Source organism: Paenibacillus lupini (assembly GCF_011761355.1).
In the GTDB taxonomy this organism is placed as follows: Bacteria; Bacillota; Bacilli; order Paenibacillales; family Paenibacillaceae; genus Pristimantibacillus; species Pristimantibacillus lupini.
On the sequence record NZ_JAASRW010000004.1, the window covers coordinates 545,882 to 567,249 of the forward strand.

The window sequence follows — 21,368 nt, forward strand, 5'->3', positions numbered from 1 at the left end:
CCGCTTAAGAAGGAGGACATGACCATGTATAAGCTGCTCATTGTTGATGATGAGATAACGGTCAGGACGGGCTTGCAATCTTACTTCAACTGGTCCTCTTTCGGCATTGAAATTATGGGAGAGGCGGACGACGGGGATGTAGCCTACGAAATGATTGAACAGGAAACCCCCGACCTTGTCCTGACGGACGTCCGCATGCCGAATATGGACGGGATTACGTTGTCACGCCTGATTAACGAACATTATCCCCAGGTGAAAATTATATTTGTCAGCGGGTATGATGACGCTGATTATTTGAAATCCGCGATGAAAGTCAGTGCAGTCGACTATATCTTCAAGCCAGTAAATCTGGAGGAGTTAGGCTCTGTCCTGAAACGTGTCGTAAGCGATCTGGATGAAGCGCGTACCGAGCAGCAGAGGAAGGAAGAGCTTCAGGTAAGGCTGAAGGAAGGAATGCCGCTGCTGCGGGAAAGGTTCCTGTTGTCGCTGATCAACAGCGGTGTTCAGAAACAAGACATTCGGGAGAGGATCCATTTTCTTGAGCTAAACTTGCCTGAAGATGCTTCCTATTGGGCGTTTGTCATCTCGATTGATGATTTGGCTACTGTCGAAAGCGTCCGGAGCGAGAGAGACCGGCAGCTGCTTTGGTATTCGATCAATAATATTTGCCAGGAGCTGATAGACACTCATATGGACGGCTATGTTTTTGAACATCATACGGGTGAGTTTGCTGGGATTTTGCGATTGAACATGGATGGCGAAGGAGTAAGAGATGCCGCGGAGGTTCTGCTTGAGCTGGCCGGCAAGATCCGCGACAATCTTGAGTGCTGGCTGAAAATTAGTGTGACCATCGGGATCAGCGACCGTGTAACGGGTCTGGGCAACTTGACCAATTGCTACAAGCAAGCGCGCGAAGCGGTTAATCATAAGTGGTACTTGGGGAAAAATCGCATCATTACGATGGATAGTCTGGAAACACCGGAGCAGCATAGCGGAAGCTCCAGCCGGTACGAATTTGTTTATAACGAAGAGCTTACCTCCGCGCTAAAAGCAGCGGATTCAGAGAAGCTGCACGAAGTGTTGGATTCGATCTTTGTTGATTTGAATCGTAACCGTCCTGACGGATTAAAGTATGGACGCAATGTCTGTATGCAAATTTTTCTGGCCGCAGGTCAGCTGCTGCTGGAATTAAATATGCAGTCCGAAGAGCTGGAAACGGTGGAATCCTCGGTATGGGAGTCTCTGTTCGAGCGGGAGACGCTTGTAGAGATCAGGCAGATTCTTGAATCTTATCTGCTTGCTGTCTGTGAGCGTATCCGCGAGAAACGCACGGGCAAGGTAGCTAATCTCGTCGAGCGTGTCAAAGCCATTATTGATCGCAATTATGCGAATGGCAACTTGACGGTAACGGATATCGGCAAGGAGGTATTTCTGACTCCTACTTATGTCAGCCTGTTATTCAAACAAGAATCAGGACAGACGGTAGGCGAATATATGACGCAAGTACGTGTGGAGAAGGCGAAGGAGATGCTGCGTGATCCGCAATACAAGTTTTACGATATATGTTATGCGATCGGCTATACAGATCCGAGCTACTTCACCAAGCTGTTCAAGAAGATGACAGGTTTAACCCCAAGCGGCTACAGGGAGAAATATGTATAGGCAGGCAGGGGAGGCGCGCCTGAAGAAGCGCTCATATAAGAATGAAGGTGGCGGATGGATCCGTCGCCTTCTTCGCCGTATTGCGATCCCTCGCCAGTGGCTGATCGCTTATTTCATACTCATTGTGATTCCAGCAGCTGTAATCTTATACGGTTACTATGAACGCTCCGCTACGATTCTGAAGAACGAGGTCATGCGGACGATGCAGCTGACGCTCGAACAGGCGGGAAGCAATTTGTCCTACAGGCTGGAGCATATTGAAGAGATCAGCGATGCTGCCTTCATGAATAATAAATTGCACCAATATTTATCCGTCAGTGATACCGACAGCCTCATTGATACCCAGCTTGAAGTAGTCAAGGATCTGCGGAATTTGGTTGAATCCGTTCAATCGAATTCAGATGTATTCCGTGTAAGGCTGTTCGTGGACAAGTCGAAGCTGTACGCGGGAGAGAAGGTGAACTTTTTCTCACTTGAAAGCTTGATGGACAAGCCTTGGTACAACGATATTATTGCAGCCAATGGCAGTATTGTTTGGAGCGGTATTTATGAGCAAACCTTCCTGGAAGCGGGTAATGTCGATGTGCTCTCGTCAGCCCGGATGCTGCGTGATCCTGATCATTACGATAGAATTTCGGGAGTTATGATGATTGATGTGAAGGAGAAGATGGTCTCCGACTTATTATCCAAACTCGAATTCTCATCTGGAACGCAGGTCTACCTGGTGGATTCGGCAGGTACCATTATTGATCACACTGACCGGGCACGGATTGGGACCCAGATTGACAGCGAGATAAGAGATCGGCTTAATGCGAGCCGTGACAGTGACGGCCATGCCTTCCGGCTGCACAAGAATTCGGATGAAGTCATGTTTACAACCGTTTCTCCTACGAACTGGAAGCTGGTAGCGCAAAGCAACGGGGGCCAACTGTCGCCGCAGGCGGTAAAGCTGACTCAGCGGTCAAGCCTGACTTCCCTTTTGGAATATTTCGCATTGTTCACACTGCTGCCGTTTGTTCTGCTCGCCATTATCGTACGGGGAATGAACCAAAGGGTGAGGAAGGTCATTACGGTTATCCGCAGGGAAGGGACTGATAGTCTAGAAGAGCTGGCAGTTGTATCGAATAGTGATTTTCTCGTGCTGGAACGAAGTGTGGATCACCTGATCCTGCGTGTACGTACGCTTGTCGAAGAGAAATATTTGGCCGAAATTCATGAACGTGAGGCTCAGCTGCAGGCGCTTCAAGCGCAGATTAATCCTCATTTTCTGTATAATACACTGGATATGATTAATTGGATTGCCATCGGCAAGGGCGCGACGGATATTAGTCAGATGATTGACAGCTTGGCGAAATATTTCCGTTTAAGTCTAAACAAGGGCAAGAGCATCGTCAGTGTAGAAGATGAAGTTCGTCTGGCAGAGGTGTACCTTAATATCCAGCAAAGCCGGTTCCCGAACACGTTTGATGTCCAGTTTGAGGTAGATCCGCAGATCGCAAGCTGTCAGATTCCGAAGCTGATTTTGCAGCCCATCGTTGAAAACGCACTGCTGCATGGTATCCGGAAAATGAAGCATAAACGTGGCTTGATCTCCATTATCGTCAAAGAGGAGAGCGGCGATCTGATTATTACGATATCCGATAACGGTATCGGAATGGATGAGGAACGCAGCCAGCAGCTGCTGCGGGCAGCACCGCTGCCAGAGGAGAAAATGGACGGAATCGGCAGCTCCTATGGGCTGTTTAATGTGAACGAGCGCATCAAGCTGTACGCGGGAGATCACTACGGGCTCTCCATTACTTCGGAGCTAGGGGCCGGGACGACGGTGACCATTCGCCTGCGAGCAGAACTGCCGCAAGAATAATACGAAGCATTCGTACAACAGAGGCCGCATAAAATGCGGCTTCTTTATTTTGTATACCAATTGATTCGTTAGCAGGATGATAGTATTGGTGCTGCAACAAAACTAGGCTAACTCCGTCTATTAGGTAAATGTTGGAATTCGGATGGAGTGATAAAATGCGGAAGTTGTTACCTAAATTCTTTCTAATTTATTTAGTCGTGTTTGGCACATGGTTTATGGTTGAGCGTGAACCTGTCCATGCATGCTCTTGTGCAACAACACCTAACATCGAGGATCAGTTGAACCGAAAAACCGCTATTTTTACGGGGAAAGTAGTGAGTATAACCGAACCTGCTAAAAGAAACCTAGTATCCACTGCAGATGCAGTAAAGGTTCAATTCGAAGTGAAAACAGTGTGGAAGGGAGAGGTAAGCTCTCAGACGACTGTTTACACAACAAGGAGTTCAGCGAGTTGCGGATATGAGAATTTCGACGTGAATGAAGAATTTATCGTGTTTGCATATGGGGAACCTGATCATCTTGAAACTGGACTATGTGAAGGGAATAAGACTCTTGCAGCCGCACAAGAGGATCTTAAAGTACTGGGAGAAGGCTATGAACCCGCCAAGATCACACTCCCTCAAAAGGATCCTTCAGACACTTCTTCTGATAACAAAGGAACAGATAGCTCATTCATCATAATCATAATAGCTCTAGCAGCTTTCCTTACATTGCTCATCCTACTGGCCGTTTCATTAAAGAGGCGTGGTAAGAAACTTTGAAGTAAATTGAAAAAAGATTTAAAATCTTGGGTAAGTGAAAATAAAGCATAAGCTATGAAAAACAGCCCTGCCCATACGTCAAAGACGTTGCGAGCAGGGCTGTTTATTTATCTGTACGACACGCGTGTTATTTCACCGTAATTCGTATCGAAGCGGTCTTACCGCCAAAGGCTGTTTTGATCGTGGTGCTGCCTTTGCGGACCGCTGTAATTTTACCATCCTTGACGGTTGCGATTGACGTATTGGAGGAACTCCATACGGCGCTATCCGTCGCTGTCACCGGACTGCCGGTATAGTAGATGGCCTGCAAGTTGACCGTTAGCGTATCGCCAACCAACAACTGTGCGGATTTGCTGGAGAGCTGCAGAGATTTCAGCTTTGGCGTGACGGTGACAGGGACTTTAACCGTCTTGCCTTGATAAGTACCCTTCACTGTAGTCGTCCCCACATTGAGTGCTTTAACGGATGAGGAGCCGCTGATCGTTGCGATCTTCTCGCTTCCGACGACCCAATTCATCTTCGTGCCGATGGATACCTTCTTGCCGCTTTTGTAGTAACCTGTGACCTTGATCGACTTGGATCGTCCTGGGTTCAGTTCAAGCTTTGTTGGTTCGACGACTAACTTTACAATCTCTTCTTCGATCTTGACGCGAACAGAGACCGTTTTACTTAAGTAAGTGCCCGTCAGCGTAACGCTTGACGCCTCCAGACCTTTCATCGTTTTCTCTAAAAGCACGATATTGTCGGAGGTTGTGTTCCATTCGATCGCTTCCGAAATATCGGCTTCCTTGCCATCTTCATAGACGACGGTTACTTTCGGGAAGTCGGTCTCTTTGCCCAAAATAATGCTCAGATCCTTTGTTTCGGTCAATAACTTAATCGGCTTCAAATGAACGATAAGCTTAACTTCAACCTTCAGATCCTGCACGGTTCCCGTGAAGGTTGTCTCGCCTAGCTGCTTAGCTGTCCAGACACCTTCCTTTAGATCGGCGATTTCATCGTCTGAAACCGTCCATTTCACAAGCTTCGAAACGTCAATGCTGGAACCGTCGAACGTAGTTGCCGTTACTTTCGGCAGCTCATCTTCAATCCCTTTAAAGCTGTCAATTGTCGTTTTTTCTGCTTTCAGCTTGGTAATGCTCGGATATACCGTGACATCCATGCTGCGGCTTACGCCCCGGTAAGACACCGTGATCTTCGTTGTGCCAACTGCTTTTGGCGTCACTTTGCCTTGTGAGACGGTAGCGACGGTAACGTCGGACGATGTCCAGTCGCCTACAGTCGTAATGTCTGATGTAACATTCGAATTGCTAAGCACCTCGGCTTTAATCTGTAGAGGCGCATCCTGCAATTGCAAATGGTACTCCTTGTCGGGAGAGATCTTGATAGACTGGTATGGCGTCCGAACAACAACAGTGAGTGTATCGGTTACTCCGAGGTGGGACACCGTAACGATTGTTTTGCCTGCGCCCACTGCGGTAATGACACCTTTGTCCACAGTCAGCACCTTCGTATTGGCGCTTGTCCATTTGGCAATGCTGGTCACATCCAGCGTTCCGCCTGAGTTAGGTACCGCGGTTGCTTTCAGTAGGTAATCATCACCGCCAACCTCGAGCTCCAGAAGATTATTAGTTGGTTCGGGACTGATTAAGATAGACTTGTAAGGCGATGAGACGGTCAGTTTAATCGAGTCTGATTTGCCTTTATATTTGGCCGTAATGGTAGCCGTGCCAACGCCAACAAGCGTGATGACACCTTTGTCGACGGTTACAACGGATGAGCTTGACGTGCTCCACGTCGCGTCATCGCTAATGTTCTCGCCGTCTCCATCAAGCGTGAAGACAAGTGATTGTCCAAGAAGCACATCCGTTAAGGCAGCAGGAGCGGATAGACCGTTCTGCATAATTGTGACTTGGTCGTACACGTAATCCGAAGTCGCTTTAATGGTTATGGAGAAGCCTTTATAGGTAGCGGTGATCGTGGCTGTTCCTTTACCTACACCACTTAACACGCCTTTGTCGACTTTGACGATAGAGCTGTTGGATGATTTCCAGGTTGCGTCTGTTGTTACTGATTTTTTAGATGTCGCGCCCGATATAGTAGCCAGTACGTTGAGCCCGACGGTGCCGTCCTCCACGAACATTTCCAGTGACGACGTGCCGGTATTGTAATCGGAGTCCTCGTAGCTCCATTCGATGCCGGTCACGGTATCCTCCGCTGCATAGGCGGCTCCAGCCAGATTGCTCATGACTAGCGTCATGACTAACGCGGCTGCCATCCATCTGCGGGCTAACTTGAACGACAGAATTCTCTTGCTGTTCTCTTTCACTACATCCCTTCCCTTTCCTTGGAAAATGTTTCTACTCTTTATTGATTACGGCATTTGAAAGGTGAAAATGAACCTTAAATGCGAAACATTACAGTATGTAAACATATTGTCATATTTTACATACAAGTTTTTAAACGAATGGTAAGTAACTTTAGTTGCAGATAGAACAAAAGCAGCTCGCCCTCGGATGAGGACGTGCTGCTTTCATTTTTAAAATAGGATTGATCCTTATTTCGCTTGGTTGACAAGCCATTCGGCAAGCTCTTCCGTTTGGGCAAGAACAGCAATCGGGTCATAGTACCAGGAATGCTCCTCTGTCCATACATAGAGATGTCCGTTTTTGACAGCAGGGAGGCTGCTCCAGATTGGTTCTTTCTTAAAGTCGTCTACTGTTAAGGTGTTGGAGGTCAAGATGATATAATCTCCAGCATATTTGTCGAGTACTTCTGCTGAAACCTCAGCCCACTGTTTCTCCATGATCTCATCTTTGATCTCAGCAGGGGGAGTTCTACCCAGAGCTTGATAGACAGGTTGACCGCCACGACCAAAGTTATCGCCGTATACCCAAGTCTTGTTATCAGCATTCTCCATAATCGAGAAGGTAGCATCAGCAGGAATAACGGCATTAACCTTAGCTTTGGCTGCTGCAATACGCTCATCATATTTTTCTAACCAAGCTTTCGCTTCGGCTTCCTTGCCTAACAGTTCACCAAAGTAGGTCAATTCTTCATGAGCGTTTTTCAAATCTCCAAATGGAATCACAATAGTTGGTGCTATCTTACTTAGCTGAGCGTAGCTGTCTCCATTAGCTGTAATAATCAGATCTGGAGTTAATCCAAGGATTTGCTCCGCGGATGGTTTACCGTAGATGCCTGTATCTGCGACACCTTGCAGCGCTTCTTTAAAATAATAGTTTTCAAGTGTCAAGCCTGGTGCGCCAACAGGAATCACATTTAGAGCAATCAAGCTGCCCAAATATTCTTCTGCTACAATTCTTTGCGGGTGAACGGGTACTTCAATATCTCCGTTAACGGTTGTGATGGTTTTAACTTCATCCGAATTGGCAGGGGACTCTGTTGCCTCTGCTACTGGCGTTTCGGTTACATTTTTACCAGCATTTGCGGCGGTGTTATTCGAATTCGAATCAGCGGCTCCACAAGCGGCAGTGAAAAAGGTTAATAGAAGTATGATAGAAATAAAGACAAGCCTAGTGTATTTTTGTTGCGAAAACAATGGTATATCCTCCCCGGTTTAAAAATGATAATCATTCTCAAACCAAACTTTAAAGGATTCGCAAACAAATGACTATACCTTTTAATGATATGGGGTTATGCAAATTTATGATGCTCCGACATTACTCTGATTAGCTTGCTAAGCTGCTCTTGAGAAGAGAGCGGGTCGTATCCGCAGAACAATTCGGTATCATTAAGCACGTATACTCGATTTTGGCGTACGGCTTCAAGCTTTAACCAATCTGCTGAACGGAATAATTGGTAGATGCGCTTTCGAATATCCGAGTGGGAGGGAAGCGCGGTAATAAAGATATGATCTGCAGGGTAGGAGGATATGGATTCAATATCGACCTCAACATAGCCACGTGCCAATATCCCCTGTTCGAGTATCTTTGCAGGTGGACGAAAACCAAGATCATCATAAAGGATTTGGCAGCCTCTTCCATAGCTCGAGCTGAAGCAATAGGCTGTATTAGCACCTATTTCCCATACAATGGCGGTTCCGCGCAAACCAAGCTCTCGATCAAGCTGATCATTAATACCTGTTACTCGTTCATCATAATGCGCTAACCAATCCTCCGCTTTCAGTCTTTTATTTACAATGTCTGCAATCAGACGGAACTGCTCACGCCAGTTCATGGTCAAGAAAGGCAGTTCTAGGACGGGAGCGAGAGGAAGGAAGCGATGATGTTCCTCGGAGTTGTTGTAGCTGATAATGATATCGGGATTAGCAGCGGCAATTGCATCATAGTACGTAACAGGGGAGTGCCCATAGGGATTAAATTTTTGGCCAACTTTACCCGTTGTTCTTTGTTGCATTTGTTCCAGCCATTTCGTATACACTCCAAGCTCTGGCGTAATACCTAAAGCAATTAGAGATGCGGTGTGGTTCAGGTTTAATGCTGCGATACGTTTATGCTTTCGTTGATAGGCGGTAGGGGATAGTCCAACGGATTCTTTGAATTTCCGACTTAAATATAAACCTTCCTTATAGCCAACCTCTTGTGCAAGTGTATTTAAATTAGGTGCCCCTGTTAAAATACGGCGTTGAGCGCTTCGAATTCGGAGCAGCGTCAGATGGGCATGAAAGGTACGTCCCATATATTTACGAAACATGCGCGAAAAATGCTCCGGACTAATATTGGCCAGTCCAGCCATCTGTTCTCTTGATAAATCTTCGTTATAATGTGTATTCATAAATTGTAGAATCTGCTGAAGCCAGAAGCTGGATGGCTGAGTCCTAGCAGCGATCTCCTTTGACAACTCGGCAAGAAGATCAACAAAAAGCTGCTGCAGTCGAAATGGAGTTGAAGGGTTAGGCTCATTCCACAGGCTTTCTAATTCACCCGCCAGCCTGATTATATTAGCAGGACAACGGTGAAGAGGAACAGGATGCTCTAATCCCAATGGCTTGGAACCATCTGCTGCGATACCTTTATATGTGATCATGATTCCTCTAATGGATGTATGAGAATGAAGCCTTAGATCCAATGGTGGAATGGTATTGCATAGAAATACGCTTCCTCGTGAAATGTCATATTCCTGGTCGTATACGCAAAGTGTACCGTTCCCACCCCATACCATTAGGATACGGGAAAAGGGCGTTCCTACCTCTTCGCTATTATAGTTTACAGACCTCAAATTCGTTATGGAGACGGGCATATAAAAAGGATGGGGGATAGACATTGCTTTCTCCTCCTCTTCGTTGATAATCATTATCAGTTGGTCTGTTTGTATTATAGCAAAGCCAATTCGATATGACGATACGTAAGACGAAATGAGCATGTTGGTCAGATTAGATAGAGGTAAAGTTTACCATATTATTATTGAAACGTGAGTGTTCCGTCAGTCGAATGCGATTATAATCAACCTTCGTTTGAGATACGATAATGATAGAGTTTTTCCTATAATTGGTGGGAATCTGTCATAGAAAAACGGAGGTGCAACAATGGAAGGCTTTGCATGCTTGTATGTCATTCGCGGTGAGCCATACCGATCGGGCACCTGCATTAATCTGAACGAGGATGAGACGCTGGTCGGCCGGTTATCTAATCAGATGACGCCGGATATCGCTTTTACGAACCCTTTTCTTTCCCGAAAGCATCTCGTAATTAGAAAAGAGAAGGATAAGGCAGTGCTTTATGATCTGGGAAGCCGTCATGGTACGGAAATTAACGGAGTACGGTTAACCTCATATACGCCTTATCCGCTGAAAAACTTTGATATCATTAAGCTCGCCAAAGGGATGACGGTCATTCATTTTTCGTATCTGTTTGCCGATCAAACGATCGAGATTGAACCGTTCAGTACTACGAGGAAGCCAGAAGTCCCGGAATCGTCATTGTCGTTTCATTGGGAGAAGAGGGAATGTGTGGTGGAAGGCAAGCGAATCCCGATGTCTGAGAAGGAATTTTTACTTATTCGCATTCTATATGAGAATGCGAACCGGCTTGTCCCTCTTGAAGAAATCAAAGTAAGGGTATGGCCGGAACGTTTGCCTGGGGCAGGAGGTATCCCAGATGTATCGCTTGACGAATTAAACGCCTTGATCTACCGGGTACGTAAAAAATACGGAAAAGATACTTTCCTAATCAGTGCGGTGCGCGGCAGCGGATACCTGCTGGAATCGGAATTAATAACGTCATAAAAGAAGATGACTTCTGAATGTTTTCAGGAGTCATCTTCTTTTAATTCGCAGTCTCCTAAGTTTACACAAAAATTTGCGCTTTAATTGACTGGACACATTATTAAACGCTATAATTTCCTTATTGTGCAAAAATTTTCGCAAGAATTGGAGGGAGCTCGTATCAAACTCAAAGAGATTGCAAAAAAAGCAAATGTTTCAATTAGTACAGTCTCCAGAATCATAAACAATCAGGGCAACTTCAGCGAGGAAACTCGCAGAAAAGTATTGGATATTGCGAATGAACATTTAAAGCCAGGGACCGCTCCCTCCAAGCTCGTAGGTATATCCTATAATATCGTCGTAATCGTACCAGGCGATAATGACTTCTTTGATAATGACCCTTCTACCTCTGCGGACTTGAATCACTTAAAGGATGAATTTGAAGCATACGGTCATCAGATTCATATTGTGAAGCATTACACGGATATGCATTCTTCTCCAGCCTATAAGCTTTTGAGTGAGGAAAAAGTAGACGCAGCCATCATATTTGACCCTTTTGTGGGCGATAAGATGTTTGAGGAATTTAATAAGCTCGGAATTCCGTATTTGTTTACGAATGGTAGGGTCTATAAGTCCGGTCAAAACTATATTGACTACGATAACCGAAAAGGCGCTTATGAGGTCATTCGATATTTGCATGGATTGGGTCATCGGAAAATCGGGATGATTGCAGGGCCTAAAAATCATCTAGTGAACTCAAACCGGCTGGATGGATGCAAAGACGCCTTTCGTGATTTAGAAATGCCATGGACCGACACCAATGTTGTGATGGGCTCATTTGATCCTGCACATGGTTATGAGGCAGTGAAACAATTGATGAGTGATCAGCCGTCAATAACGGCGATTTTCGCATTTAACGATATCATTGCATATGGGGCTATGAAGGCTTTGGCTGAGATGAATTTCCGTATTCCTAAGGATGTCTCCTTGGTTGGTTTTGATGATCTAAAGCTCTCGGAGTTCATGGTTCCGCCATTAACGACCGTTCGAAGGTTTAGATATGATATCAGTTCAATTATCGTAAAAGTACTGACTGAATTGATAACAAACAAGAACATCTCAGAGGTTTTCATTAGTCTTAAGACCGAGTTCATTGAGCGGGAATCATGTTCAAAGGTAGTGGCTAAGCTGTAAAAAGCTCTCTTTGTGAATGGATCCGAATAGCCGTCCTCCGATCATATGATGATCGGAGGACGGCTATTTTTCATTTTCGGAATGATTCTCATTGACGAAGCAAACGATGGTAGAATATACTAAGAGCGCAAATTAGTTGCGCAACTAATTTGCGTAAATTCACTAATCTGGGAGGGATGATTGATGAAGGGGATTTATTCAAGGTCAGTATTGAAAGCGTTTTCTGTTTTGCTATCAATTGTGTTACTGACAGGAGGTTTTGTGTTGCCGTTTCCTGATAAAGCGTCAGCAGCGGTTGGTCCAATTACGGTTAATTTAACGGAAACGCAAGAGGCGTTCAAAAATCCATTAAAGGGATTTAGGCCAACCCGGTTCATGAATGACACCAGTTTTTCGGATCAAGAGTACGGGACTGTGTTTAAGCACTATATCAAATACACCGATCTGGAGAATGCAGCATCTGACTCCGTCCAGAAGATTAAGGATTGGAGCAATACGGCCTGGGCAGGGATTGAAAATCAGAATAAAAAGGTCATCCCTCGCGTGTTTATCGTCTACCCGAATGGCGGGGAGTATTGGCCGGAAGGCGTTCCTCATGGAGACGTGACGACACAATGGACAACGGAAACCTTGAAAAACCGTCTGACAGCTTTTATTCAGAAGCTTGGTCAAGCATGGGATAATGACCCCAGAGTCGCTTATGTTGAGTTAGGTTTATGGGGGAATTGGGGAGAGCATCATATTTGGCCGGATAAGCTTGCCGACGGGACTGACCGGATGCCGCTCACCTTCCAGACCGCGTTAGGTGACGCTGCTTCGCAAGCTTTTCAGAACAAAAAGGTTCAAGTGCGATATCCCGATACCTTCACAAATTATAATTTCGGCTTCCTATGGGATTCATTCGCTTTAATCGATGATCTTTCAGGAGGAGAAGGCATTGTTGCAAGAAATGTTTGGAGAACGCAAGTTAACGGTGGCGAGGTTGCTTACGATTGGGGACAGAAGGAAATTCAGCCGGGAGATTCGCCTAATGATACGTTAAGCGATCCGAACCATCGGAACTATGTCATCGACTGGATCAAAAAAACACATACAACAAGCTTGGGATGGATTGATCTGTACGATGCAGGCAATACCGCTGTCTCGCAAGGAGCAGCATTGATGCAGAAGGAATTTGGTTATCAATTCGTCATCAACCAGGCTACATATTCCGGAAGCGTGCAGCCAGGCGGTTCGATGAATGTTTCCTTCTCCGTCGTGAACAAAGGGTCGGCACCGTTCTACTACAACTGGCCTGTAGAAGCCAGCTTGTTGAGAAGCGATCGTACCGTAGCTTGGAAGGGTATATTTAATGGTGCTGACATTCGGAACTGGATGCCGGGTGACGATTGGAATAGCACGACCCGTCAATACAATCAAGCGCCAGCCGTTCAACAGGTTTCCGGTGCATTTACCATTCCATCGAATATGCCGGCGGGAACATATACCTTGGCGCTTTCCATTCTTGACCCATTTGGTTATAAGCCAAGCGCTAGATTTGCCAATACGAACTACTATACAGGCGGCAGAACTCCGCTTGGTAAAGTGGGAATCGGTATGGATCCCGCTGATCAAAATATCGGGCCTTTCAATCTGTTAAAGCCAGATAATACGCTCTCGTATAACCTGACCCAAACAGCATATGATGGCGGCTATAGTGGCGGCGGAAGCACAGATACTCAGGCACCAAGTGTTCCGGGGAATCTGGCAGTAAGCGGCACGACTTCAAGTAGTGTCAGTCTGACGTGGTCGGCCTCAACCGACAATGTAGGTGTGACCGGCTATAATCTTTACCGTGGGGGCGTATTGGCAGGCTCAGCGACAGGCACCGCCTTTACGGATACGGGACTTAGCCCAAGTACGAATTACAGCTACACTGTCAAAGCAAAGGATGGAGCGGGGAACACATCCAGTGCAAGCAGCTCTGTAAGTGTGACCACTAGCGCTTCCGGAGGAGGAGGTACATCAACGGCTTATGAAGCAGAGGCTGCTGCAAATACACGGACTGGAGCGGCGGTTATTTCCACTTGCAGCACCTGTTCAGGAGGCTCGAAAGTCGGGTATGTCGGCAATAATGATGGCACTTTACAATTTAACGGAGTAAGTGCGGCAGCAGCTGGATCGTATACAATGACCGTTTCTTACCTCAGCGGCGAGGCTCGTTCCGCTCAAATACGTGTGAACGGCGGCTCAGCTGCAACACTCAATATGCCAAGCACAGGAAGTTGGACGGCAATTGGCACCGTTACGACGCAAGTACAGTTGAATGCAGGCAATAATACCATCCATTTCTCTAACCCAACAGGATGGGCTCCTGATTTTGACCGCATTCAGATCAGCGGCGGCGGTAGCGCCGGAGATACGCAAGCACCAACTGCGCCAACGAATCTGAGCTTATCTGCTAAAACATCGAGCAGTGTGAGCTTAGCATGGACTGCTTCAACAGACAATGTCGGCGTATCGCAGTATGTCATCTACAGAAACGGGAATCAAGTCGGCACGTCAACAGCGACTAGTTTTACGGACACAGGCTTGAATGCCAACACAGCATACACGTATACGGTAAAAGCTAAGGACGCAGCTGGCAATCTATCGGCTGCTAGTGCAGGGATTAATGTAACGACCAATGCAGCAGCTGGAGGAACATTGATGGTAGATAACTTTGATAACTCGCCGAGCTGGCCTGGTAGCAACGATCTTGGCAAATGGGCAGGTGCAAACAGTTTCGTAAATAATGCAGGCGTTATTGATTCAGGCGCATTAAAGCTCGAGTATAACAATAACGGATGGTTAGGCACGGATATTACTCAAAACATCGGCAGTTACTCGAAGATGATTATTCGCATCAAAGGTGCAAACGGCGGTGAGCAAAGTCATATGCAGCTCACGCTTGGCGGAGTAACTCAGACACTGGCGGATTTCAGCGGGGATACGGTTACAACGAGCTATAAGGATATTGCTATTAATCTGGTATCAAAAGGTGTGGATCGCACCACCCCTGGCCAATTGACGATGACATTTTGGCACGGAGGCAACAGCACCATCTGGATAGACGAGATTGGTTTCGAGTAAATGAATCAAAATAGGCTCAAATAAAAAGTTACTGGGCAAACATGAAAAGAGAGGCAGCATCATGCTGCCTCTCTTTCTTGTTGATCCAACGTAATGACCTTGTCGGGGGAGTGATGTATTCAGAGTGTACTCAAGATTTGAGCTATGTTGGATTATATACATTAAAATGAAGCTTTTTCGCACAGTAACTTAAGCCATGTTGGATTGCATACAGTATAATTCCATTCATTTGAATGACAGAAGTCCATTTTTTGATATTTACTGGAGTAATTCCAACGTAGCTTCGGGCAGCATCCTCATTATCTGATTTTAGTGGAGTATATCCAACGTAAGGGAGGACGGACTAGAAGCTGGTGCAAAAGATTGACGGAACAGCTTCATATCTACAACGGCGCCGCCATTCAGCCTGGAATCCTCGGCAGCGAAGGCCATCAGATGACTTTCCAGTGAGGCTTGGGCGGAGGTCAACGTATCGATATATCGCTCATTCCGCAGGTCGGAGACAAATTGCCGCATGATCCCGTCGTCGCCGCCTTGATGACCGCTTTTGCTGATTGGGATTTGAGTGACAGTCTGCATGCCGGTTGAAAACTCAAATAGATCGATAGTGCTGCTTAGTAAATCGCCGCGAATTTCTCCTTTGGTTCCCATCACTTGGACGATCCGATTCATATCCCGCGTAAACCCGCTCATGCTGAACATAACGGTAACGCCATTCTCGAATTCCATATTTACCGTTTGATGATCGACGACATTATTATCCGTCCGATAGACACATTTGCCATAGGGACCTCCCAGTATGGCGTTCATTCTATTTGCCTCGGTAGGGGGATCAGCTATTAGTGCTGCAAAAGGGTTAGTTTCAATATCTTGCATATAGAATCTTAAGGCCGAATAGGGACAGGTAGATTCTACTTCGCAGCCATCCGTACATCGGTCAGTCGAGCCCGCCGGCGCATTTTCGATCCGGAAGTGGCTTAACGAACCAAAGGAACTAACCTTCGTACAGTCTGCATCAACAATCCAGCGAATCAGATCCATGTCGTGACAAGATTTGGCCAATATCATTGGACTTGAGAGAGTGTCGTTCCGCCAATTGCCTCGGACAAAGCTATGAGCGTAATGGAGGTAGCCGACATTTTCGTTATGTTGAATGGACATAACTTCTCCGATAGAACCATCACTGATGAGCTGCTTCATTTTTTGCCAGAAAGGAGTGTATCTCGAAACGTGACAGATCGAGAGTAAGCGCCCTTCTTCACGGGCGATGGCCTCCATTTCGACGCACTCATTCGGGTTGTTGGACATTGGCTTCTCTAGAAGAACATGATAGCCCTTTCTGAGTGCGGCAACCGTAGGCTCGTAATGCATCTGATCCTGCGTACAGATAAGGAGCGCATCACAGAGCTTGGGCTCGTTCAAGAACTCTTCCCATGTGGAATAAAGCTGCTCTGAGGTTAGGTTTAGGGCTTCAGCAAATCTCATTCTTCTCTCTTCGTTTGGTTCGGCAACGGCGACCACCTCTACCTCGCGGGGAAACCTCTGAACATACGGCATATAGGATAAGAAGCCTCGTGCTCCTGCTCCTATTACAGCTAGTTTGATTGTTTTCATAAGCTGATCTCCTCAAAGTAACGATTTATATTTTTCGATACCATGGCAACCGGGAAAGAGGTGTATTCACTTCGATTTGTGCAGGGCCTTCAACTATGCTTTCGTCGTCACCAAGCCATCGGCCTTCCGGGAATTGAATCACTCGAGTTCTCTGTCCCTTTATTAACACCGGAGCTACCAGAATGGAGTCACCAACCATGAATTGATCTTGAATCGTATGATAGCCTTGCTTCGGAAAAACAAATTCCAAACTGCGCATGATAGGAAGTCCATCTTCAGCAGCTAGGCTCGCAAGTTCAAAGAGATGAGGGCCTACCTTCGTTCGGATCTGTACAGCGTCCATACACCAGGATAATTCATCTCCATTTAGTACACGCCAAGGTGCCATGGAGAACTGCATGACTGGGAATAAAGCAGAGCATTGAACAAAACGGATAAAGAGCTCAGAATCAAAACAGAAATCCGGTGAATTAATGTCACCATCCATTCCGCCGCCAATCATATCAGGGCAATTATAGGCATATCCCATCAAGCCTTGAGCGATGGCATTAGGGATTAATCCCCCGAGTCCAGTCGCATCCCATGTATGTGTTTTATCGCGCTGCCTCTGAATGAGTGCTTGCCCTCCGAGCTTCCAGCACATGCGTAATTCGCTAAGAGAATATCCGATTCCCAAGCGGGCATAACATTCGCAATCTTCCATTGGGAGGATAGGACGTGACCATGCAACATCCTGGGAAACGTCATCCAATAGGCCTGGCAGCACAGGTTCTCCCGCATCGAGCTTGAAGCCGTCAACTCCATAATCTTCTACTAACCTATCTAATTGCCGCTTAAACCATGCGGATCCTTCTGTGGTTGTATAGTCAACGACCGCACTGTACCCATTCCACCATCTCCTTAGGACAGGGGTGCCATCAGCATGCTTCATTAATAGACCTTTGTCACGTAATTGCCGGAAGGTGATACTGTCAGGACTTACATATGGACATACCCAGAGCATCACCTTGAACCCTAGTTCGTGCAGGGAATTAATCATTCCAGCAGGGTCGGGAAATCGATGCTTCTCAAAGTCCCACGTTCCGTAGTCTTGCATCCAGTTATCATCAATGATTAACACACCTGGTGGGAAGCCGTGCTCAATAATAGATCTCGCATAATTAAGAAGTTTGTCCTGAGTTGGTTCATAAAACATTTCTACCCAAGTGCAGTATTGCGGCGCCAAAAAGGCTAGTTTGTCAGGCGTATCGCCGGAAGGCGGGAAATGGTTCATGCATGCATGCTGGTAAGCGCCTTGAAGAGTAATATGACCCTCCTCAAGCTTAATCTTCTGCTCGTGGTTGATTGTAACGGTTCCCTCATTAAAAGAGAAAGCAAACGGTTCTTCACTCCAAATATATCTTCCTAGATTAGAAAGTAATAAGGGGGAAGCTTGGTTATCGTCCGTCAAACGCAAGTCACGCGAATGCGGCCCGTCGCCAAACGGCATAAGATGTCCTTCATTTATAACGCCTCCCCACCAGAATTCTCCTGGCTCTCTTTGCAATACAGTAATCGTCATCGCAGACACTCCCAATCTGTGTTATGAAATAATTTGCGCAATTATTTACTGATATTATGGAGGAATATGTAATCGAATGCAAACCTTTTTTCATCTTAACAATAAGGCATGTAATCTTAAAAAAGGGGCATTTAAAGCGGTTATACATATCGATTACACTAAACATGTAAAGAGGCAACACAATTTGCATTTACGCAAATTTTTGCCTAAACACTCAAATTCATTAGGGGGATGTCAAATGGTGAAGAGAAACAAATTTTCATTCATGTTAGTGGCTGTGATGATGGTCTTATCTTTAATTACTGCAGCATGCGGCAACAACTCGAACAACAGCTCGAACAACAAACCGAGTAACAAACCAGACAACAGTGCAAGCAACAATGCCGGGGAAGCAACTGAAGCGCCTAAAAAGAACGTCACGCTTACCTATGCGATTTGGGATAAAATTCAACAGCCAGCGATGGAAGCCATTGCGACAGAGTTCACTGCACAAAATCCAAATATTAAGGTGAAGGTCGAAGTCATCCCATGGGGCGATTATTGGACAAAAATGTCCGCTGCTGCTCCTGCAGGAACATTGCCTGATGTGTTCTGGATGCACGGAGGTCAATTCGCTACCTATGCATCTGGTAAATTCCTTGAGCCGATCACTAGTAAGGTAGAGGCTGGAGAAATTGATCTGAACAACTATGCTGCGAATCTTGCTTCCATTTATACGCTGAACGGCGAGAACTATGGCATTCCTAAGGATTTTGACACAATTGGTTTGGCATATAACAAAGAACTGTTCGACCAAGCGGGCATTGCTTATCCAGATGACACTTGGACTTATGCAAAGCTGGCTGAAGTTGCTAAACAGCTGAGCCAACCTGACAAAGGCATCTATGGTTTCGGAGCGAAGATGGACACGCAAACCGGCTATTGGAACGATATTTTGGCTAATGGCGGTAAAATTATTGCCGATGATATGAGCAAGTCGGGGTACGATGACCCAGCTTCAATCGAAGCTTTGCAAGCTCGTTATCAAATGACGGTTGACGGAGCTTCTCCAACTCATCAACAAATGACGGATATGGAAGCAACTGAGATGTTCAAATCCGGCAAATTAGCGATGATCTTCGACGGATCCTGGCGGATCAGCGATATTGATAGCAGCGATATTATTAAGGGGAAATGGGATTGGGCGAAATTGCCTATGGGCAAAGTGAAAAGAGCTAATATCATCAACGGCCTTGGCAACGTTATGGCTGCAAGCGGTAAAAACAAAGAAGAGGCTTGGCAGTTCCTTAAGTTCCTGGGGTCCCAAAAAGCAGCAGAAATTACAGCTCAAATGGGTGCAGCTATACCAGCATTCAACGGTACACAAGATGCATGGCTGACTTCGAGACCATATTTGAATCTGAAAGTATTCACGGAGCAAGTAGGAGATGCAACTCCTTATCCAAGTGGTTCGATGGCGTATCCGGTATGGTTCGCGAAAGAGCCTGAGATTATGTCCCAAGCATGGGGTGGAGCGATCTCGGTAGAAGAAGCTGCGAAGAAGGTTGCTGAGATGATGAATCAAGCAATCGCGGATACAAAGTAAGTATTGACCAAAAGGAAAGTGATTCAGGAGACGTTCCTAGCAATTAGGAACGTCTCGAATGAATAGGGAGTGGTGAATTTGAATTCCAGAAGCAAATATGTGTGGGCCTATTTCATGATTGCGCCAACTCTCATAGGCACATTGGTTTTCTGGGGTTGGCCGGTTGTTCAATCGATTTTGCTGGGATTCCAGCATTCTTCAAATTTCGGAACCGTTAACCATTGGGTTGGATTTGATAACTATGTCAAGTTAGTTCATGATCAAGAGTTTTGGCAGAATTTACGTAACACGCTGCTTTATGTGGCTATGTTTGTGCCCGTTACACTCGTGCTCTCTACCTTGTTTGCTGTTCTGCTAAATACGAAGGTCAAAGGGGTTTCCCTTTATCGTGTTATTTTTTTCTTGCCTCAGGTGACTATGCCTGCCGCGGCCGCGATGGTATGGGTTGTCTTATTTGCTAAGGACTTTGGACTTATCAACCATTTATTGGGGACGCATGTTGCGTGGCTGTCTAATGGCAATTATGCGATGATCGTGCTCGTTATCGTTGGCGTGTGGGGGGCCATCGGCATGAATATGCTGCTTGTTCTCGCAGGCTTGCAAGGGATACCGAAATCCCTTTATGAAGCGGCAGATATTGACGGCGCCAAGCGATTTAACAAGTTTCGCTTTATTACGATTCCAATGTTAACGCCAACCTTGTTTTTCACAAGTATCATCCTATTAATTGGAGCGACGCAGATCTTCGACTCTATCTATCTGATTATCGGAAAGACGAATGTTGCGCTTCCGTCGGTTCGCTCGCTTGTATATGCCTATTACCAAAACAGCTTCATTTATAATGATCGCAATTATGGCGCTTCCATTATCAACGTATTACTGATGATTAACCTTGCGTTGACAGGCATTCAATTTGCATTCCAGAAAAAATGGGTCTACTACGACTAAGGGAGGGGGAGACCTAACTATGCACAGCTTATCGCCTAGGAAGATCAATCTGGTTGTTCATATCATTCTTATTATCAGCGCCATCGCTATGCTTGTTCCATTTGTATGGATGGTACTGACTTCGCTGAAGACAACGACGGAGGCTACGCAAATTCCGATCCGTTATTTTCCGGATGCTCCTAGCCTTAGAGGATATATTGAGGCAATCAAGCAATCAGAGTTTCCGCATTATTACCTCAATACGATTATTTCAGCGGTAATGAAGACCGTGTTTCCGGTTATTTTTAGTTCAATGGCGGCGTATGCCTTTGCTCGAATAAAGTTTCCAGGAAGCTCCTTTCTGTTTGTTTTGCTTCTCTCGGTCATGATGGTGCCGAATCCTGTTTTCTATACGCCGCAATACATGATGATGAGTGACTTGGGACTCGTCAATACCGTTACTGCTCTTTGGATTTGTTCATTGATCAGCCCGTTTGCTACTTTTCTTCTAAGGCAATTTTTCATGGGCATATCAAAGGAATTGGAAGAAGCCTCCGTTCTGGATGGCTGCAACCCGTTCCAAATTTATTGGCATATCATGCTTCCATTAGTTAGGTCGGCTTTAGTAGCTATTGTTATTATTCAGCTGCAGTGGGCTTGGAATGAGCTGCAATGGCCGCTTATTATTAACAGCTCTCCAGAGAAGATGACCTTATCATCAGGCATAGCGACGTTAGTGTCTATGTTTGGAACAGATTACCCGGTGTTAATGGCAGGTGCCTTTATGGCGGTAGTTCCGATGATTATTCTCTTCTTTGTATTCCAAAAGCAATTTATTGAAGGGATTGCCTTCAGTGCGACAAAAGGTTAATAGGTATCCGGACTTCTGTGAGTCCGGATTA

General features: G+C 45.9%; 14 protein-coding genes. 9 read left to right on the forward strand and 5 right to left on the reverse strand.

All coding sequences use genetic code 11. From position 1 onward, the window contains the following. The first annotated feature begins 24 nt into the window (after positions 1-24). The 3 genes from FHS17_RS15875 to FHS17_RS15885 all read left to right on the forward strand — a co-directional run bounded on the left by FHS17_RS15875 (position 25) and on the right by FHS17_RS15885 (position 4,287). Positions 25-1,662, forward strand: a complete 1,638-nt coding sequence (locus tag FHS17_RS15875) for a response regulator (RefSeq protein ID WP_167279372.1) — start codon at positions 25-27, stop codon at positions 1,660-1,662. Continuing rightward, a complete protein-coding gene (locus tag FHS17_RS15880) occupies positions 1,655-3,526 on the forward strand; it encodes a cache domain-containing sensor histidine kinase (RefSeq protein ID WP_167279373.1) in 1,872 nt (623 codons plus the stop codon). Before FHS17_RS15875 ends, FHS17_RS15880 begins: the two co-directional genes overlap by 8 nt. A 155-nt stretch (positions 3,527-3,681) precedes the next feature. Then, positions 3,682-4,287, forward strand: a complete 606-nt coding sequence (locus tag FHS17_RS15885) for a hypothetical protein (protein ID WP_167279374.1) — start codon at positions 3,682-3,684, stop codon at positions 4,285-4,287. A 127-nt stretch (positions 4,288-4,414) separates the two neighbouring features. Here FHS17_RS15885 and FHS17_RS31120 read toward each other — a convergent pair whose 3' ends face one another. From FHS17_RS31120 to FHS17_RS15900, 3 genes are all read right to left on the reverse strand, one after another. Next, positions 4,415-6,616, reverse strand: a complete 2,202-nt coding sequence (locus FHS17_RS31120; RefSeq protein WP_167279375.1) for an Ig-like domain-containing protein — start codon at positions 6,614-6,616, stop codon at positions 4,415-4,417. Positions 6,617-6,844: 228 nt separating this feature from the next. Next, entirely contained in the window at positions 6,845-7,855 is a 1,011-nt protein-coding gene (locus FHS17_RS15895; RefSeq protein ID WP_167279537.1) for an ABC transporter substrate-binding protein, read from the reverse strand. A gap of 89 nt (positions 7,856-7,944) precedes the next feature. Further along, positions 7,945-9,297: an ABC transporter substrate-binding protein gene (locus FHS17_RS15900; protein ID WP_243865369.1), complete on the reverse strand. Its 1,353-nt coding sequence runs from the start codon at positions 9,295-9,297 to the stop codon at positions 7,945-7,947. Between the two features lie 499 nt (positions 9,298-9,796). Between FHS17_RS15900 and FHS17_RS15905 the strand changes: the two genes are divergently transcribed. From FHS17_RS15905 to FHS17_RS30905, 3 genes are all read left to right on the forward strand, one after another. Then, on the forward strand, positions 9,797-10,495 hold the full coding sequence (locus FHS17_RS15905) for an FHA domain-containing protein (protein WP_167279377.1): 699 nt from the start codon (positions 9,797-9,799) through the stop codon (positions 10,493-10,495). Positions 10,496-10,618: 123 nt separating this feature from the next. Continuing rightward, complete coding sequence (locus FHS17_RS15910) at positions 10,619-11,668, forward strand: substrate-binding domain-containing protein (protein WP_167279378.1); 1,050 nt, start codon at positions 10,619-10,621, stop codon at positions 11,666-11,668. 264 nt (positions 11,669-11,932) lie between these two features. Further along, entirely contained in the window at positions 11,933-14,779 is a 2,847-nt protein-coding gene (locus tag FHS17_RS30905) for a fibronectin type III domain-containing protein (RefSeq protein WP_167279380.1), read from the forward strand. 309 nt (positions 14,780-15,088) lie between these two features. On the opposite strand, the gene FHS17_RS15920 is transcribed toward FHS17_RS30905, so the two are convergent. Both FHS17_RS15920 and FHS17_RS15925 read right to left on the reverse strand, forming a co-directional pair. Then, entirely contained in the window at positions 15,089-16,393 is a 1,305-nt protein-coding gene (locus tag FHS17_RS15920) for a Gfo/Idh/MocA family protein (protein WP_167279382.1), read from the reverse strand. Between the two features lie 25 nt (positions 16,394-16,418). Next, positions 16,419-17,954 (reverse strand): glycoside hydrolase family 31 protein, encoded by a 1,536-nt coding sequence (locus FHS17_RS15925; RefSeq protein WP_167279383.1) that lies wholly within the window; start codon positions 17,952-17,954, stop codon positions 16,419-16,421. 238 nt (positions 17,955-18,192) lie between these two features. Here FHS17_RS15925 and FHS17_RS15930 point away from each other — a divergent pair, with 238 nt between their 5' ends. From FHS17_RS15930 to FHS17_RS15940, 3 genes are all read left to right on the forward strand, one after another. Further along, positions 18,193-19,539, forward strand: a complete 1,347-nt coding sequence (locus FHS17_RS15930; protein ID WP_167279384.1) for an ABC transporter substrate-binding protein — start codon at positions 18,193-18,195, stop codon at positions 19,537-19,539. Between the two features lie 72 nt (positions 19,540-19,611). Continuing rightward, the gene (locus FHS17_RS15935; RefSeq protein WP_341805837.1) at positions 19,612-20,487 is read left to right on the forward strand and encodes a carbohydrate ABC transporter permease; all 876 of its coding nucleotides are present in this window, start codon (positions 19,612-19,614) and stop codon (positions 20,485-20,487) included. A gap of 19 nt (positions 20,488-20,506) precedes the next feature. After that, positions 20,507-21,337 carry a carbohydrate ABC transporter permease gene (locus tag FHS17_RS15940; protein ID WP_167279386.1) on the forward strand — a complete coding sequence of 277 codons (831 nt, stop codon included), beginning with the start codon at positions 20,507-20,509 and terminating at the stop codon, positions 21,335-21,337. Positions 21,338-21,368 lie beyond the last annotated feature (31 nt).

Coding starts and splice junctions, on each gene's coding strand:
- FHS17_RS15940 (WP_167279386.1), top strand. CDS start 20,507: ATGCACAGCTTATCGCCTAGGAAGATCAATCTGGTTGTTCATATCATT.
- FHS17_RS15920 (WP_167279382.1), bottom strand. CDS start 16,393: ATGAAAACAATCAAACTAGCTGTAATAGGAGCAGGAGCACGAGGCTTC.
- FHS17_RS15930 (WP_167279384.1), top strand. CDS start 18,193: ATGGTGAAGAGAAACAAATTTTCATTCATGTTAGTGGCTGTGATGATG.
- FHS17_RS15925 (WP_167279383.1), bottom strand. CDS start 17,954: ATGACGATTACTGTATTGCAAAGAGAGCCAGGAGAATTCTGGTGGGGA.
- FHS17_RS15900 (WP_243865369.1), bottom strand. CDS start 9,297: ATGATCACATATAAAGGTATCGCAGCAGATGGTTCCAAGCCATTGGGA.
- FHS17_RS15885 (WP_167279374.1), top strand. CDS start 3,682: ATGCGGAAGTTGTTACCTAAATTCTTTCTAATTTATTTAGTCGTGTTT.
- FHS17_RS15905 (WP_167279377.1), top strand. CDS start 9,797: ATGGAAGGCTTTGCATGCTTGTATGTCATTCGCGGTGAGCCATACCGA.
- FHS17_RS15880 (WP_167279373.1), top strand. CDS start 1,655: ATGTATAGGCAGGCAGGGGAGGCGCGCCTGAAGAAGCGCTCATATAAG.
- FHS17_RS15875 (WP_167279372.1), top strand. CDS start 25: ATGTATAAGCTGCTCATTGTTGATGATGAGATAACGGTCAGGACGGGC.